This is a genomic window from Myxococcales bacterium, from assembly GCA_016706225.1.
Classification (GTDB): domain Bacteria; phylum Myxococcota_A; class Polyangia; order Polyangiales; family Polyangiaceae; genus JADJKB01.
Map to the genome: position 1 here is coordinate 697,255 of JADJKB010000021.1, position 15,653 is coordinate 712,907.

Genomic DNA, 15,653 nt, shown 5'->3' on the forward strand with positions numbered 1-15,653 from the left:
GACAGCCGCCGCGAGCTGTCCCGCCGCGTCAAGCCAGGGGCAAGTCGACCTGGGCGTTCGCACTGAAGCGTTCCAGGTAGGTCTTCATGCGAAGCTTCTTGAGGGTGGCGTCCGAGCTCATGTAGCGAATCGTCCCGAAGATCGGTCTCTCCGGTGCCCAAGGTCGATCGTAGCGACCCAGACACCAGAAGATGCCGCTGTAAGAGTTCGGATCTCGCCCGTCCAGAGCGTAGGTGTTGTTCAGCTCTATCATCACCTCGAGCGCGCGCTCTGGACTCGGGCACCATTCCAGGATCTTCTTGCCCCACAGCATGCGCAGGTAGTTGTGCATCACTCCCTCTCGCAAGAGCTCACGCTGGGCGGCGTTCCACACGGCATCGTGCGTCTCCGCCCGCTCCAGTTGCTCGCGAGAGTAGCTGACCTTTCGCGGATCGGACGCGTGCTTCTCCAACGTCGCCCTGGCCCATCCCGGTAGTGAGCCGAACTGCGCGAACGCGGGATCTCGCGAGCAGGTGTGGTGTCCAAGCTCCCGCCAGGTCACGAGCTCGTCGACGAATGCCTCGGCCGGGCCGCTCATGCCCCAGAACCCTTCCTTTTGCCCCGCGGCTCGCGGCGCGAGCGCGTCGAGAGTCCAACCTTCGGAGCGGGCCAGCTCGGTCCAGATTTCGTGCGCGCCGATGTGCCCGAAGTGAAGGTAGGGCGAGAGACCGCTGGCCGCGTCCCGATCTGGGTGTTTGCGCTCGTCATAGCGGGGGAGCCCCTCGCGGATGAAGAGCTCCAGGCGCAGGGCTGCGGCCTGCGCCCCACCCTCGAGCCGGGCTCGGCCCGGCTTGGCGCCGACGGCGATGCCCGCCAGTGCTGCGGCATCACCGGACAAAAGTGCCTGCGTCGCCCGGGGCCAGCGGGAGAGGACCTCGCTCGGCAGTTCCTGCAAGCGGGGCAACGGTCGCGCTCGCCCGAGAGCGTCAGCGTGGGGTGAAGCCTCGAGCGCACAGGGAAGGCTCTTCTGGACGAAGCGGCGGAAGTCGACCGCTCGCAAATACGTCCGGTCGGCTGCGCGCACCGGCAGGAGCCCGACCCCGTCGACGGCTTCCAGTCGCACACCGAGGCGCGCGCCGGCAGCTTCGATCATGCGCGGTTGAAAGAAACCAGCCTGGTCATCGGTGACTACCAGGCTCGCGTTACGGGCCAGGGCATCCAGCAGGCCCCGGCCGGCACCTGCGTACGGCTCGACGTAGGCGAAGTATTGCACGCCTGCCTTCGCACACGCTGCCGCGTTGTCGCGCATGCCCGCGATCACGAAGGCGTGCAACCTCTCGCTCGCCCACCGGTAGTCGGCGCGTAGCGGTTCGAACACCACGAGCGGTTTGCGGAGCTCGAGCGAGCGATCGATGGCGTGATCGAGCGCGAAGCTCGCGCGTGTGCGCCGTGCGGCAACCATCCAGTAGAGAACGTATTCGCCATCGCGCACCGGGGCGTCACCGATGACGCGCAGGCGTTCCGCGGATAGTCTACCGGTCAAGCCCACCCCTCGACGGCCATCCGCGGCGCACGCCCGCGCGCTCGGGCGACGGTCATGCCTCCCTCCGGGCGCTGAGACGCGTACCCAGCACGAAACCCACCAGCCCCACGCCCGCCAAGACGGCGCACGGCACCACGAGCTCGCGCAATCCCAGCCCCCGCCAGATCGCGCCTTCGAGAGCGAAAATCCCCCAGCGGATTGGCGACAGGTCCGACAACCGCTGCATCCAGGCCGGCATCAGCGACACCGGAACCATCGCGCCGCCCAGCATTGCCATGAAGAGCAGCGTCGCCCAACCGGCACCAGACACTGCCTGCTCGGTCTTGCCCAAGAGCGAGAGGACCTGCGTCAGTCCAACGAAACACAGAGTGATCGAGGCGAGAGCCAATGCCATCAGCGGTAGGCTCCCGATCCTCACGCCAAACCCCAACCAGGCAATCCCGAGCAACACGCTGACGGTCGACAGGCAAGCGATCGCACACGCCAGCGCTTTGCCCAGCACCAGGGAGGACTTCGGCAACGGGGCCGCGCGCAGCCGAAGCAGAGTGCCCCCGCTGCGCTCCGCGACCATCGCCACGGCGAAGGTCGCCGCACATCCCATCAGGCCCCAGGCGATGGCCGAGGGGAACACGAGCGAAAACGGGTTGGGCGGCCGAGCGGTGCGAAGCACGGCGATCAACCTCACCGGCTCGGACGACAGTGGCGTAGCAGCGGGCGCGCGCGCCCGCATCAACGCCTGAGTCAGGGCGGCGCGGACCAGCGCGGTCTCGCCTGGCCTCGATGGATCGACCCCCAGCTCGACCTCGGCGCCCGCAGCGAAGTCTGCGGGTACCCGGACGTACGCCAGGTCGTCCCCGCTTCGAACCGACTGCTCGGCCTCTGCCGCTGCAGCCGCCGCGCGCAGAAGGATGCCTTCCGAAGCCTCGAGCTCCAGTCGGAGCTTGCGCGAGGCCTCGCCGCGCGAGTCATCGACGAAGGCCACCGGCAGGCGGGTGGCCGTGCCGGAGACTGACGACGAAAGCACACTCCCGATGAAGAGGGCGAACACCACCGGAAACACGAAGGCCCAAAATAGCGCCATGCGGTCCCGGAGCAGGAGCCGCAGGTCTTTCAGGGCGATGAAGATGGCAACACGCATCGGTCAATCCCTCAGGCTTCTGCCGGTCAAGGCCAAGAACACCCCCTCCAAGCTGGGGCGTTCGATGTTGAGCGACGCAATCGACGCGCCGGTACGCGCGATTTCGTTGACCAGCGGCCAGGGGTCAGCGGTCCTGTACTGGGCTCTCGACCCCGTGCGCGTGGTCGGGCGCGGCAGGTTCGCTGGAAATGCTCCCTCGAACTCCACGTTGATCGCAAACCCAGCACCGTGAGCGCTCGTCAGCTCGCGCAACGAACCGAGTGCGAGCAAGCGCCCGTGGTCGATGATCGCGATGCGGTCACAGAGCCGCTCCGCCTCCTCCATGTAGTGAGTCGAGTAGACGATGGTGACCCCTTCGCTTTTCAGTCGTTCGAGGGCCTCGAAGATGTGGTTGCGCGACTGCGGATCGACGCCGGCCGTGGGCTCGTCGAGCAAGACCAGGCTCGGCTCGTGCACGATGGCGCAAGCCAGGTTGAGGCGACGCTGCATGCCGCCCGAAAATCCCTGGACCCGGTCGTTGCGTCGCGCGCCGAGCCCGGCCACCTCGAGCGCGAAATCCACACGTGCCCGCAGGCGTTTCCGGGTCATGCCGTAGAGGCGACCGGCGAACGCCAAGTTTTCCGCAGCAGTGAGCCTGCCGTGAAGAGCGATCTCTTGCGGGGCGATGCCGATGCGGCGCCTCGTGTCGAGCTCTGTCACGCCTCTTCCCCCGAGGTTGATTGAACCGGCGTCCGGCGCGTCCGCGCCGACCATCATCTTCATCAGGGTGCTCTTGCCAGCGCCATTCGGACCGAGCAGCCCGAAGGTCTCCCCCCGGCGCACGGACAGAGAGAGGTCGTTGACTGCGACGAGACGGCCGAAGCGCCGCGCCACGTGCTCGACCGCGAGCTCGTGGTGGGCGCCAGCCCCGGACTGCAGCGTTTCCAGCGGGAGAGGCAGGGGGACAACCTTGGCTAGACCCATAGTAGACATAACTTAGACACCTCCCTTGACATGCGCAACCTTTGTTGTCATTACTTAGACACAATTAAGACATGAACCAAAGCAACCTCGACATCCTGATCGTCGGCGGAGGCCTCCAAGGGGGCCTGGTCGCACTGGCAGTCCTCGAGCGAAACCCCGGCGCCCGCCTGCTGGTGGTCGAAGCGGGCCCGGGGCTCGGCGGCAATCACACCTGGTGTTTCCACGCCGACGACCTGTCACCCAGCGGTGTTCAATTGCTGGCGCCGCTGATCGAACATCGCTGGAGCGGATACGACGTGGAGTTCCCCAGCCGGTCGCGCAGCGTGGGCTCCGCGTACGCAGCGGTGACCAGCGAACGCTTCGCCGAGCACATCGGTTCTGTGCTCGAGAGCGCGCCCAACGCCACACTCATCACCGGGGTCGCTGTCCGCCAGCTCGGGGAACGGAGCGTCGAGCTCGAAGACGGTCGACGCTTCGAAGCCGGCCTGGTCATCGACGCACGGGGGCCCGACCGGTTCGAGCCGCAGGCTCGCGTCGCCTACCAGAAGTTTCTCGGGCTCGAGCTCGAGCTGGAGGCGGATCACGGCCTCACGCGCCCGACGCTGATGGACTGCCGCGTGCCGCAGACCGACGGCTTCCGATTCTTCTACGTGCTGCCACTGGGAGCCCGTCGGGTGCTGGTCGAGGACACCTACTACTCCGATACATCCGCGCTGGACTCGGAGGCGCTCCGCCGCGAGGTACTCGCCTACGCCGCAGCTCATGAGCTTCGTGTGTCCCAGGTCCTGCGGGAGGAGCGCGGAGTCCTTCCGATCCCTGCGCGGGCAATCGCGGAGCCGTCGGCGGAGCTCCCGCTCGCGCTGGGCTATCGCGGCGGGTGGTTTCACCCGACGACCGGCTACTCCCTTCCGCCTGCCGTACGCGTGGCGCTTCACGTTGCCGATCACTTCGACGGTGACCTGTTCGGCCCGGCGTGGCGGGCCCTCTGCCGAGAGCACCGCCGCCAGCAGCGCTTTTTTCTCTGGCTCAATCGCCTGCTTTTTGCGGCGTTTCACCCTGAAGACCGCTGGCACGTGCTCGCCCGCTTCTACGGCCTGCCCGAGCCGACCATCGCTCGCTTTTACGCCATGACCACCACGGCAGCGGACCGCGCCCGCATCCTGTGCGGCCGTCCGCCCCGTGGGTTTTCAGTACGAACCGCGTTGTCCCAGGGAGCCACGACATGACGAACACTGCGCTGGTCATCGACAGAAAACCGCCGCTGCTGGAGTTGCTCGCAGAGCAGTTCTCGGAAGCGGAGCTCGACCGACTGCTCGGTCTCGACGGCGAGACCGTGCCCTGGGAGGTCTGGGACGAGGCCCTCTACGCACCGTTGGCGGACTTCTTCTCGCGACCGGGCAAGGAGTTTCGCGCGCGTCTCGTGGATCTGGCCTGGGAGCTCGCCGGACAGCGCGGTTCTCCGCCGAGTGAGCTGCGCTGGGTCGTCGAGGTCCTGCACGCAGGGTCGTTGATCGTGGACGACATCGAGGACGACTCGACCTACCGCCGCGGTGAGCTCGCGCTGCACAAGAAGTGGGGCCTGGGCCGTGCGCTCAACGCCGGCTCCTGGCTCTACTTCTGGTCGGATTCCCTGATAGAGCGCATGGATCTTGCGCCACCGATAGAGCTGTCCGTGCGCCGGTTGATCGATCGCACGCTGCTCCGTGCGCATCAGGGGCAGGCGCTCGATCTCTCGACGCGGATCTTCGATCTGGCCCAGCGGGATGTGCCGAGCGTCGTCAGCGTCACGACGCAGCTGAAGACCGGTGCGCTGATGCAGCTCGCCTCGTCGCTCGGGGCCGTCGCGGCGGGGGGCCCGCGCCCAGTGGTCGCGGCCCTTGCCCGTTTTGGAGGCGAGCTGGGTGGCGCCCTGCAAATGCTGGACGATCTGGGAGGCATCGTCAGCGAGGCCCGCTGCCACAAGGGACACGAGGACTTGCTAGGTGGCCGCCCCACCTGGCCGTTCGCCTGGGCCGCGGGTCGGCTCGACTCGCGGCGTTACGCGGAGCTGGTGCTCGCCGCGCGCAGAGTGCACCGCCGAGAGACCCACCCGGAGGTGCTCGCCAGCGAGCTGCGCTCGCTGGTTGCGGCGCTGGGCAAGCGTGACGTCGCGGCTCGCATGGAGCGCGCGTTCCTGGATTTGAAGGCTGTCGTCGGGGATGCCCCCGCGTTGGCGGATGTGAAGGCAGAGATCGAACTACTCGGGAGAAGTTATGGTTGAGCGAATTTCAGGTGCGCACCCGCGAGCGCGGCGCGCGGCAGTGGTGGGTAGTGGTTTCGGTGGTCTGGCAGCCGCCATCCGGCTGCAGGCCGCCGGAGTCGAAAGCGTGCTGTTCGAAGCGCGGGACAAACCCGGGGGACGCGCCTACGTCTACGAGCAGGACGGCTTCGTGTTCGACGCCGGGCCGACCGTGATCACCGCGCCGCAGTGCATCGAAGAGCTGTTCCAGGTGGCCGGCCGCAAGATGGAGGACTACGTCGAGCTGCTCCCTGTCGCTCCGTTCTACCGGCTGTCGTGGAGCGATGGTGACGAGTTCGATTACGTCGGTGACTCCGCTGCCATGCTCGAGCAGATCCGCGCGCGCAACCCCGACGACGCCGAAGGGTACGTACGCTTCGTCGACTACACACGCAGGGTATTCGAGAAAGGCTACGAGGAGCTGGCGGCCACGCCCTTCTTGCGTTTCTTCGACATGGTGAAGGTGGCGCCGGATCTGGCGCGCCTGCGGGCCGATCGCAGCGTCTACAGTGCCGTCGCGCGCTTCGTCGAGAACGAGCACGTGCGCCAAGCACTCTCGTTTCACTCACTCCTGGTGGGTGGAAACCCCTTCGAGACCAGCTCGATCTACACCCTGATTCACTACCTGGAGCGCAAGTGGGGCGTGTTCTTTCCACGCGGCGGGACCGGCGCCCTGGTGCAAGCGCTGGTCCGTTTGTACCAGGAGCTGGGCGGCGAGATCCGACTGTCGTCCCCCGTCCAACACATCGAGGTGCGTGAGCTGGAAGGACGGATCGTCCATGTCGTGACCACGGAGCGTGGCGAGGAGCCGTTCGATCTCGTCGTGTCGAATGCCGACCTCCATCACACCTACGCGAAGCTCTACGCGGGCAACTCGGGAGCGGACAAGACTCGCCAGAAGCTGGAGCGAGCCGACTGGTCCATGAGCCTGTTCGTGCTCTATTTCGGGACGGATCGGACCTACGACGCCGCCCACCACACCGTGGTGTTCGGGCCGAGGTACGAGGGTCTGCTGGACGAGATCTTCTCGGGGAACCGTCTACCGGACGACTTCAGCTTGTACCTGCACGCACCCACGGTGACCGATCCGTCACTCGCGCCTCCCGGTTGCGGCGCCTTCTACGTGCTGTCGCCGGTCCCGCACCTGGGCAACGCCCCGATCGACTGGGAAAAAGCAGCGCCGGCTTATGCGGAGAAGATCCTCGGGTCACTGGAGCGTTTGATGCCCGACCTCCGCAAACACGTGGTCACCCAGCGGTGGTTCACCCCCAAGGACTTCCAGACCGAGCTCTCGGCGTTTCACGGCTCGGCGTTCTCGGTAGCTCCCAAGCTGACGCAGAGCGCCTGGTTTCGCCCCCACAATCGCGATCCGAAGATCCCCGGGTTGTACATCGTGGGAGCGGGGACGCACCCGGGCGCAGGTCTCCCCGGCGTGATCAACTCAGCCAAGGCGACGCTCGGAGTGATCTTGGACGATCTGGCGAAGGAGCGCGCGGCGTGACGTCACTCGCAGCACCGGCGTTCCGTCCGCTCGCTCCGACACCGGCCACGCAAGGGGCCAGCCGCGAGATCTGCCTGAGCGTGCTGGCGGAGCACAGCAAGAGCTTCGCGCTGGCTGCGCGGCTGTTGCCCCCCGATACGCGCGCTGACGCGGCGGCGCTCTACGCCTGGTGTCGGCATGCCGACGATCTCATCGACCTCTCCGCGGCGGAAGCGCAACCGGCTCAGCTGGAGCAGCTGGAAAGTGAGCTCTCTTCGGTCTACGCCGGAGAGATCCAGACGAGCCTCGTGCTTGGTGCGTTTCAAGAGCTGGTACAAGCCCGCGGTCTGCCGCGGTACTACGCGGAAGAGCTGCTCGAGGGCATGCGCATGGACGTCGAGGGACGGCGCTACGAGAGCCTGGATGAGCTGCTCCTCTACTGTCACCGCGTCGCTGGCGTCGTCGGGCTGATGATGTGCCATGTGCTCGGGGTGAGCGACGCGACGGCGCTCCGAAACGCGGCTCACCTCGGGATCGGCATGCAGCTCACCAACATTTGCCGCGACGTACTCGAAGATTGGGGTCGGGGCCGGCTGTACTTGCCGCGCGCGCTGCTCGAGCAGGCCGGAGCGCCTGGGCTCGAGCCGAGCGAAGGCGCGGCGCTCTCACCCAAGGCCCGCGCTGCCGTCGCTCGGGTCGTGAGCTACCTGCTGTCCGTCGCCGACGCCTTCTACCGGTCGGGAGAGCGCGGCATGGTCGCGCTCCCCATCCGCGCAGCGTTCGCCGTACGTACCGCCTCGCATGTCTACTTCGCCATCGGGCAAGAGCTGCGAGCTCGCGGCGGTGATGCCCTTGCGGGGCGGGTCGTGGTCCCGCGTTGGAAGAAGCTCCTCCTCGTCGTCCGTTCGGCCCTCAGCACGTTGCTCGAGCTCCGGCAGCGGCGACTCGAGCCGCTCGTGCCCAGACACCATCTGCCCCTAGTGAGGTATCGTCGTGAGCTCATTTCCCTCTGAAGTCGCAATCTACGTAGGCCGGATCCGTCAGTTCGAGCGCATCGACTGGGCCGTGTACGCCGGCTGGTTCGGCCTGATGCTCGGGTTGGTGTTGTCCACCGGTGGTTTTCTCCTGTTCGGGCGGAGTCACGGGGTCAGCTACCCGGCGGAGGCGTGGATGGTGCCGCTTGGCGCGCTCGTCTTCGCAGCCAGTATCTCCATCGATACGATCGGCCACCGCACCGTGTACCGGGACGAGATCAGCAAGGCCGAGGGGCTCGTACACGGCATCACGATCTTCGCCGGCATTGGCAGCACGGTGCTGCTGTGCGCGGCGTATCATGCACCGAAGGCGCTGTGGATCCCCGCCATGGTGTTGACGGTGTTGTCGTTCTTCTACAGCGTCGTCGACGAGGTCTTTCACTGGCGTCGCTACGCAGGTCGCCAGGCCGACCGGGTGGAAATGTGGAGCCACGTCGGGATCTTGGTCGGGCACGGCACGATGATGATCGGCTGGTGGTCCTGGTTCTTCGCGGGCTATCCTGGCGTGCAGGAGACCGTAGCGGCTTTCAGTGGAGCATGAGGGCGAAGGCGGCATGAGCAACAACGATCAGACTCCGCGGCATCGAATCGGCGCGGTCGCCCGCATCACCGGAATTTCGACCCACGCCCTGCGGGTATGGGAACGACGCTACGGCACCACCCAGCCGCAGCGTTCCGGTGGTGGAGACCGCCTGTACTCGGACCAAGACGTGCAGCGACTGCGGCTGGTGAAGCGGCTGCTGGGCCTCGGGCACGCAATTGGGGACGTGGCGAAGCTGCCTCATGACGAGCTCGAGAAGTTGCTCGCATTGCACGACGACCCAGGAACCGCGCTCGAGCATCCGGCGGACCGCCTGCTCGAGCGATACCTCGCGGATGTCGAGAAGCTGGACCTCTCGGCCGCGGAGCAGACGCTCGCGGGGGCTGCGCTCGCGCTGCCGCGGCGGGAGTTCATCGACCAAGTCTTGGTACCGCTGCTGCATGAGGTCGGCTCACGCTGGCAGACAGGATCGCTCCACGTCGCCGAGGAGCACGCGGCCAGTGCCATGGTCCGCAGCCAGCTCGGGGCCATGTTGCGACTGTTCGCACCGGAGCAGAGTGCGCCGGTCGCAGTGGCCACGACTCTCGCGGGAGAGCTGCACGAGCTTGGTGCGCTCATGTCCGCGGTGGTGGCGGCCATGAGTGGCTGGAGAACGCTGTTTCTCGGTCCCAACCTGCCGGTGAGCGAGATTGTCCATTCCGCGCGCACCTGCACGGCCGACGCCGTTCTGATTTCTTGCGTCGCCATCAGGCCGGCCGAGGCCGCGCCGCTGCTGGCAGAGCTCAGCAATGCGCTGCCCCCTGGCACCGCGCTAGTCGTCGGCGGTCACTCGGCACAGCAGGTCACCGAGCTGCCTTCGCAAGTGGTTCGTGTCTCGAGCCTGGCCGAGCTGGAGATGTGGCTCGCTGGCCGGCTCTCACCCACTGCCGGTCGCAGCTCGGGTCGAGGGCGCTAGCTGGCCGAAGCCGAGCTGCGCGGCGGGGAGGCTGCACCGATCCCGACGCCGGCTGAGCCGACGGAGCCGCGCCACACTGAGGCTCCGGTCCGCGAGCATGACGGTGCCACCACGGGCCGAACGAGGCTAGATTCTCCGCCATGCAAGATCAGGTCATCGTGATCACGGGGGCGAGCGCCGGCATCGGAGCGGCGCTCGGCGAGCTGGTGGGAAAAAAGGGCGGGATCGCCGTGCTGATCGCCCGTCGGGAAAAGGAGCTTTCGGAGGTCGCGGCCCGCTCTGGAGCGAACGCCTTGGCCATCGTCGCCGACGTGACGCGGCGGGCGGATGTGCAGCGAGCGGTCGCCACCGCCCTCGAGCGCTTCGGCAAGATTGACGTCTGGGTGAACAACGCGGGCCGAGGGATCACGCGGAATGTTTCGGAGCTCACCGATGAAGACCTCGACGAGATGATCCTGGTCAACGTCAAGTCGGCGCTCTACGGCATGCAGGCCGTCCTGCCTCATTTCCAGCAGCGCGGCCGCGGGCAGATCATCAACGTCTCGTCCATGCTCGGGCGGGTGCCGTTCGCCCCGTTTCGCTCGGCCTACTCGGCGGCGAAACACGCGCTGAATTCGCTGACCGCGAACCTGCGCATGGAGCTCCGGGCAGAGTATCCCGACGTGCAGGTCTCATCGGTCCACCCGGGGGTCGTCGCGACGGGGTTTGGCCTGGCCTCGCGACACGGCGGGGTCGATTCGCGCAAGCTCCCTGGCGCGCAGACCGCCGAAGAGGTCGCGGCCGTGATCGCGTCGACCATCGAGTCCCGACGCGCGGACGTCTACACCCGCCCGGGTGCAGAGCAGATGGTCGCGGCATACTACGCCCACGAGGACATGGGGCAGGCAGAACGGGAGCCTCCGTTCAACTTTGCACCTCCGAGGTGAGCCCCCGCGCGGGATCGAGCGGCCCTGAACCCGCGCTCCTTTCGAGGTCAGCGACTCGCCGGTGAGGCAAGCAGGCCTGAAAACGCGATCCCGGCCGCGGCCCCGGTCAGAGTGCTGCCGAGCAAGCCCCGCGTAGTACGTTCCGGTGGCCAATCGGAGCTCGACCACGACTTGATTGGGTGCGCGCTGGCGCACTGAGCGAGTGTTTCCCAAGAGAACACACAACTCGCGGCTACCGCCATCCGACCTGGCGGCATGGATGTATCTCGCGCAGGTCGCCGCAACGTCACGCCCGAACCCGGTCCCTCTTCGACTCCACCCCTCCGCCGCGCCGTGGCGGCAGGGCGGCCGCTCCTCGTCGATCGCGCCGGCGAACTCAGCGCGAAGTGGCGAAAGCCGGTGGCGTCGGCGGCCGTGCGAGTGCTGGCTCGGCCCAACCCGGAGAGCCAGCTGCGAGCTCGCCTGGACCGCTTCTACTCCGAGATGCGTGCGCCCTATCTGGTTGGCGGTCGCGAGGTGCGCGTCACGCCGCATTTCGCCACGCTGCACGGCCTCGGTGGTACACGGCAAATCGCGGCCCTGGCCAAGATCCGCAAGCTGGTGGGCGCGGAAAAGTTCCAGGCGCTCGGGCCGAAGCCGGCACGGGCAACGAGCACCCGCGGCAGCGCCTCGGATGTCCACAAGACCGTTCAGGCGATGATCGAGGCCGGCGGACTCCGCGCGTACGGGTCGATGCCTGCGGCTCAGGCCATCCGACGTCTGATGTGGGACCACGACATTGGGCTGGACTGTCGAGGTTACGCGGGCCAGGCATTCTTGTACTCGCGCGGCGTGGGAGAGCTGTCGGCAGACAAGCAGCGCTTTGGGCTCGATCCCTCCCAGTTCGTGATGCCCAATCCAGCCTTTCGGAAGGTGGGGATCGCACAAGCGCGGGCCGGCGACTGGGTTCACTTGGCAGCCGACAAACAGGGACGTGATCACAACGTGATTGTGCGCTCCAATACCACGCACAAGTTCGAGGGCCCGCGACTCATGGTCTCGGGTGTGCAGGTTCCGCGAGCCTTCGCCGCGGACGGCTGGCCGCCGGGAGCGACGCCGAGTTTGCGAGTGATGGAGCTCGACGCTTCGTGGGGCGCCGGGAGTCGCGGCGATCATGGAGGAGTGGAACGTCAAGTCTGGATCCACAACGAGAAGAGCGGTATGTGGGGCTATTGGCGGCGCGGGGAGCTGCAGATCAGCGCGGGTCCGTATGCCCACGCGCTCGAGGGTGTGTACCGCCCGCGGAGGGAGCCATGAGGTTGCGTGCTTTCCTGTTCGTCGTCGCGTTGGTGGGGCTCGGTGCCGCCACTCCAGTGGCGTGCGGGCGCATACATGCTGTGGACCAGAACGAGGTGGCTCGGCCGATCGTCGACGTGGAGGCGCCGCCTGCGGCGACCGACGCGGCCGCACCGACCGAAGCGTCGTCTCCGGGCGTGGTGAAGCTGCACCTGCTGGACGACCCCGGTTTCGTCGTCAACGCCGTCCCGTTTCACGCGCCGACCCGGGATCACGCCGGAGGTACCCTGGCGATCGCCACCCAGGCGGGGATCTACGAGATCGACATCGAGACGGGAGCGACGCTGAGACGCGCGGCCCCACCGGTGACGGCGGCGACCTACCGAATCGCGGCAACCCCCTCCGGGGTCATCGCCACGTGGCGCCACAACGAGACTCATGTCGCGGTCTTCGATGGCTCGCTCGCCCTCATCGCCACGCATGCGCTCGCTTCCGGCACCGACCCGGGTGTGAGCGCGGACGGAGACCTCGCTGTGGTCGCCCACAGCTCGAGCGCTGGCGGTTCACCTCGCTTCGAGCTGGCGCGGTTCGAGCTCTCGACCGGCCGCAAGCTATCGAGCCAACGCTTCACGGGACAGGTGGGAACGATCAGGGAAAACGGTGCGCACGTCGTGGCCCAACACGGACGCATCTACGCGCTCTCGACGGAGCCTCGCCCCGAATTGCAGGTCTACGATCACAAACTGACACGGGTCAGGGTGGTCCCGCTGCCCTGGCATCCAGCGATCCCCGGACTCTTGCCCAACGCGGCAAGTCTATCGGCGGCCGGAGCGGAGCTCATCGTGACGCTCGGCAATCAAGCCATGACGGTCGAGCCCACCTCGGGCGCGGTGCGAGCGCGCCCCGAGCTCCTGAGCAACACCTGGTCCGACTCCGTCGCCGTCGACTCCGACGGCCGGGTCCTCCTCGACACGGGTTACCTCGCGGAGAGTGTTGATGGACCCTTCGAGAAACGGGCCGAGCTCGGCAGCAAACTCTGGAAGCTGAGCAGCTGGGACGAACCCATGTACGTGGACTCGCCGGTGTCCGCGTTCTTCTGGGGCGGACGTGCCGTGCTGGTCACGAAATTCCCGAACGTGAGCCTGATTCGAATCGATGTCGGGCGGAAGTGACCGCCGCGGAACCCGGCGGCGCGGCCATCGCTGTACCGACATCACACCCGCTGAATCGTTGAAGGGGATCGAGCTCGACGCGGCCGGCCGGCTCTGGCTGGTCGACCCCTTGACCCACCGCGTCCTCGTGCTCGGAGCGAAGCCCCTCGGGCGCGGCTGACTCGGGCGAGCCCGAAGCTCAGGTGGCCGGATTTACGAGCCGGCCCTTGGAGGGAAGCAGCAGCGTGCATCCCAACGACAGCACCAGCGACACCAGGAAAATACGTAAGGCAGCGTGGTGCTGGGCGAGCACCGTCACACGGTCGGGGTCGTCGGTCATCACCAGCCCGAGCACCGCAACTCCGGCGATGCCGCCCACGTAGCGCATGGTCGAGCTCAGCCCCGCCGCCATGCCGCTCATTTCTCGGGGCGCCGCGCTCATTGAAGCCGATTGGGCTGGAGCGGACGCGAGGGCGAGTCCCGCTCCCAAGAGGATGAGGGAAACGATGAGCGAGCCCGGGGTGTCGAGGGGTCGAACGAGCATCAGCACGACCCCACCAATGCTGGAGAGTGAACCGAGCGCCGCAATGGGGCGCGAGCCGAACCGGTCAGCGAGCCTCCCGGCCAAGGGTGAGGTCACGACCATGGCCGCCATCATGAACACCAGGAGCCGACCGGTGGCGCGAGCGTCCATTGCAAAGATGCGCTCGAGGGTGTGCGGAAGCTCGAAGATGAGAGCGTAGAGCGCCAGGTTTTGCAGGGCAATCACCAGACATCCGGCAGTGAAGACCTTGCGGCTGAAGAGTGAGAAGTCGATCACCGGATCGGACACCCGCCGCTCCCAGCTCACGAACGGGACGAAGCTGACGACACCGAGCACCACGAGCAGCGCAGCCGTTTGACCGTGACCACGCAGGCCGAGGACGACCAGCGTGAGGGAGATACCGAGCAGCGCCGAGCCCAGAAGATCGAAGGGCCGCGTTTCCGCTTGTGCCGGGGCGTGTTTACCCGAGACGCCGACGAAGGCGAGCCCAGCCGAAAGCGCCAGCACGGGCACGTTCGCCAGGAAGATACTCGGCCAACCAAAGCGGCGTACGATTTCACCACCCACGATCGGACCCAACGCTGCCGCAAGCGCCATCACCGCGCCGAAAGCGCCGAAGGCCCTGCCCCGCCGCTCGACCGGCAGCTCGGTCCTTAGGAGCGCCGCGGCACTCGGAACGACGATCGCCCCGCCCGCAGCCATCAAAACCCGCGCCATCGCGAGCAACGGTACCGACGCAGCAAAAAAACCCAGACACGCACCGCTGGCCAGCACCCCTTGCCCGAGGGCGAGGGCTCGCCGGTGGCCCAAGCGATCTCCCAGCTTTCCGCCGGGGCTCTGCAGCACGATGCTCGTCAGCAAGTAACTCGCAACGAGCGCCTGGGTCAGCATCGCCGGGTGGGCATCCAGCTCTCGGCTGATGTTGGGCAGCGCCACCGCGACCATGGTGGAGTTGAGCGGCATCAGTGCCGCGGCGAGCGCGACCGCTGCGATCAGCCGTCCACTCCCCCCACTGCCTTCGGGGTTGCTCTCAGCCACTCGTGATCGCTCGCCGTTGCAGCAGATGGAGCTTTCCGCTCGTGAAAGCCCACTCGAGATCTTGGGTACCGCCGAAGTGGTTCTCACACTCCGTGGCGAGGGAGTCGAGCTCACCGAGCTCGCGGTCGTCGAGGCAGAGCACGTTCGCGTGCTCGGGCTCTACCGCTTCTTCTCGAGTGCCTCCGTGCTCGTTCCAGACGATCTTCAGATCTTTGTCGCCGACCCTGCGCTCGAGCACGGCGCCACCGCGGGCCACACGGAAATAGTCAGGCGTCACGATCCCCTGGACGACCACTTCGCCCAAACCGTAGCTGGCTTCGATGACGCGCTCGTCGGCCGCCGTGACAGGGTTCTTCGTAAACAAGACCCCGGCACGATCCGCCGGGACCTGGACCTGCACGACCACCGCCATCATCGGACGGCTCGGCAGGCCGAGCTTCTGCCGATACCCGAGCGCCGCTTCGGTCGCGCCGGATGCGTGGACCTCGCGGAACGCCGAGACCAGAGCGTCGGCCCGCCGCACGTTGAGCACGGTCGCGTGTTGGCCAGCGAAGCTCGCGCCCTCACCATCTTCACCAATCGCGCTCGAACGAACGGCGACAGCCGGACCGAGGGCCGCGAAGATCCCCAACAACCTCTCCAGCGTCGGCCCGTGATTGGCCAAGACCCGCTCCACAGCCTCCGCTGACAAGGCAAACCCCGCCGGCACCGGCAGGCCCGCCTGCCACGCTCGGGCTAGCTGGGCCGCCTTGCCGCCGTAGGCCTCTGCGGGCACGTCGTCGTCGAAGTTTGCGATCATGTTCGTCGA

The 15,653-nt window shown here is 67.0% G+C and carries 14 protein-coding genes; 9 read left to right on the forward strand and 5 right to left on the reverse strand.

Annotation, left to right across the window (positions count from 1 at the left end; genetic code table 11):
• Positions 1–28: 28 nt before the first annotated feature.
• The 3 genes from IPI67_27815 to IPI67_27825 are packed head-to-tail and all read right to left on the reverse strand — an operon-like array spanning position 29 to position 3,623.
• Complete coding sequence (locus tag IPI67_27815; protein ID MBK7583991.1) at positions 29–1,522, reverse strand: deoxyribodipyrimidine photolyase; 1,494 nt, start codon at positions 1,520–1,522, stop codon at positions 29–31.
• Positions 1,523–1,574: 52 nt separating this feature from the next.
• Positions 1,575–2,660, reverse strand: coding sequence for an ABC transporter permease (locus IPI67_27820; protein ID MBK7583992.1), 1,086 nt, complete (start codon positions 2,658–2,660; stop codon positions 1,575–1,577).
• A gap of 3 nt (positions 2,661–2,663) precedes the next feature.
• Complete coding sequence (locus tag IPI67_27825; GenBank protein MBK7583993.1) at positions 2,664–3,623, reverse strand: ABC transporter ATP-binding protein; 960 nt, start codon at positions 3,621–3,623, stop codon at positions 2,664–2,666.
• A gap of 71 nt (positions 3,624–3,694) precedes the next feature.
• Here IPI67_27825 and crtY point away from each other — a divergent pair, with 71 nt between their 5' ends.
• The 9 genes from crtY to IPI67_27870 all read left to right on the forward strand — a co-directional run bounded on the left by crtY (position 3,695) and on the right by IPI67_27870 (position 13,284).
• Complete coding sequence (gene crtY, locus IPI67_27830) at positions 3,695–4,849, forward strand: lycopene beta-cyclase CrtY (GenBank protein ID MBK7583994.1); 1,155 nt, start codon at positions 3,695–3,697, stop codon at positions 4,847–4,849.
• Positions 4,846–5,883: a polyprenyl synthetase family protein gene (locus tag IPI67_27835; GenBank protein ID MBK7583995.1), complete on the forward strand. Its 1,038-nt coding sequence runs from the start codon at positions 4,846–4,848 to the stop codon at positions 5,881–5,883. Before crtY ends, IPI67_27835 begins: the two co-directional genes overlap by 4 nt.
• Positions 5,876–7,402: a phytoene desaturase gene (locus IPI67_27840; GenBank protein ID MBK7583996.1), complete on the forward strand. Its 1,527-nt coding sequence runs from the start codon at positions 5,876–5,878 to the stop codon at positions 7,400–7,402. The genes IPI67_27835 and IPI67_27840 overlap by 8 nt, the downstream gene beginning before the upstream one ends.
• Complete coding sequence (locus IPI67_27845) at positions 7,399–8,394, forward strand: phytoene/squalene synthase family protein (GenBank protein MBK7583997.1); 996 nt, start codon at positions 7,399–7,401, stop codon at positions 8,392–8,394. The genes IPI67_27840 and IPI67_27845 overlap by 4 nt, the downstream gene beginning before the upstream one ends.
• Positions 8,375–8,956, forward strand: coding sequence for a hypothetical protein (locus IPI67_27850; protein ID MBK7583998.1), 582 nt, complete (start codon positions 8,375–8,377; stop codon positions 8,954–8,956). Before IPI67_27845 ends, IPI67_27850 begins: the two co-directional genes overlap by 20 nt.
• 13 nt (positions 8,957–8,969) lie before the next feature.
• Complete coding sequence (locus IPI67_27855) at positions 8,970–9,911, forward strand: MerR family transcriptional regulator (protein ID MBK7583999.1); 942 nt, start codon at positions 8,970–8,972, stop codon at positions 9,909–9,911.
• 140 nt (positions 9,912–10,051) lie between these two features.
• Complete coding sequence (locus IPI67_27860; GenBank protein ID MBK7584000.1) at positions 10,052–10,837, forward strand: SDR family oxidoreductase; 786 nt, start codon at positions 10,052–10,054, stop codon at positions 10,835–10,837.
• A 399-nt stretch (positions 10,838–11,236) separates the two neighbouring features.
• Positions 11,237–12,133, forward strand: coding sequence for a hypothetical protein (locus IPI67_27865; GenBank protein MBK7584001.1), 897 nt, complete (start codon positions 11,237–11,239; stop codon positions 12,131–12,133).
• The gene (locus tag IPI67_27870; GenBank protein MBK7584002.1) at positions 12,130–13,284 is read left to right on the forward strand and encodes a hypothetical protein; all 1,155 of its coding nucleotides are present in this window, start codon (positions 12,130–12,132) and stop codon (positions 13,282–13,284) included. The genes IPI67_27865 and IPI67_27870 overlap by 4 nt, the downstream gene beginning before the upstream one ends.
• A 178-nt stretch (positions 13,285–13,462) precedes the next feature.
• Here the strand turns inward: IPI67_27870 and IPI67_27875 are convergent, their stop codons facing one another.
• Together IPI67_27875 and IPI67_27880 are read right to left on the reverse strand one after the other, a co-directional pair.
• Positions 13,463–14,770 (reverse strand): MFS transporter, encoded by a 1,308-nt coding sequence (locus IPI67_27875; GenBank protein MBK7584003.1) that lies wholly within the window; start codon positions 14,768–14,770, stop codon positions 13,463–13,465.
• A 67-nt stretch (positions 14,771–14,837) separates the two neighbouring features.
• Positions 14,838–15,644: a PEP/pyruvate-binding domain-containing protein gene (locus IPI67_27880; protein ID MBK7584004.1), complete on the reverse strand. Its 807-nt coding sequence runs from the start codon at positions 15,642–15,644 to the stop codon at positions 14,838–14,840.
• Between the last annotated feature and the right edge of the window lie 9 nt (positions 15,645–15,653).

Excerpts from the sequence above, each read along its gene's own strand:
- IPI67_27820 (MBK7583992.1), bottom strand. The coding sequence starts at position 2,660 with ATGCGTGTTGCCATCTTCATCGCCCTGAAAGACCTGCGGCTCCTGCTC.
- IPI67_27825 (MBK7583993.1), bottom strand. The coding sequence starts at position 3,623 with ATGGGTCTAGCCAAGGTTGTCCCCCTGCCTCTCCCGCTGGAAACGCTG.
- crtY (MBK7583994.1), top strand. The coding sequence starts at position 3,695 with ATGAACCAAAGCAACCTCGACATCCTGATCGTCGGCGGAGGCCTCCAA.
- IPI67_27835 (MBK7583995.1), top strand. The coding sequence starts at position 4,846 with ATGACGAACACTGCGCTGGTCATCGACAGAAAACCGCCGCTGCTGGAG.
- IPI67_27840 (MBK7583996.1), top strand. The coding sequence starts at position 5,876 with ATGGTTGAGCGAATTTCAGGTGCGCACCCGCGAGCGCGGCGCGCGGCA.
- IPI67_27855 (MBK7583999.1), top strand. The coding sequence starts at position 8,970 with ATGAGCAACAACGATCAGACTCCGCGGCATCGAATCGGCGCGGTCGCC.
- IPI67_27860 (MBK7584000.1), top strand. The coding sequence starts at position 10,052 with ATGCAAGATCAGGTCATCGTGATCACGGGGGCGAGCGCCGGCATCGGA.
- IPI67_27870 (MBK7584002.1), top strand. The coding sequence starts at position 12,130 with ATGAGGTTGCGTGCTTTCCTGTTCGTCGTCGCGTTGGTGGGGCTCGGT.
- IPI67_27875 (MBK7584003.1), bottom strand. The coding sequence starts at position 14,770 with ATGCCGCTCAACTCCACCATGGTCGCGGTGGCGCTGCCCAACATCAGC.
- IPI67_27880 (MBK7584004.1), bottom strand. The coding sequence starts at position 15,644 with ATGATCGCAAACTTCGACGACGACGTGCCCGCAGAGGCCTACGGCGGC.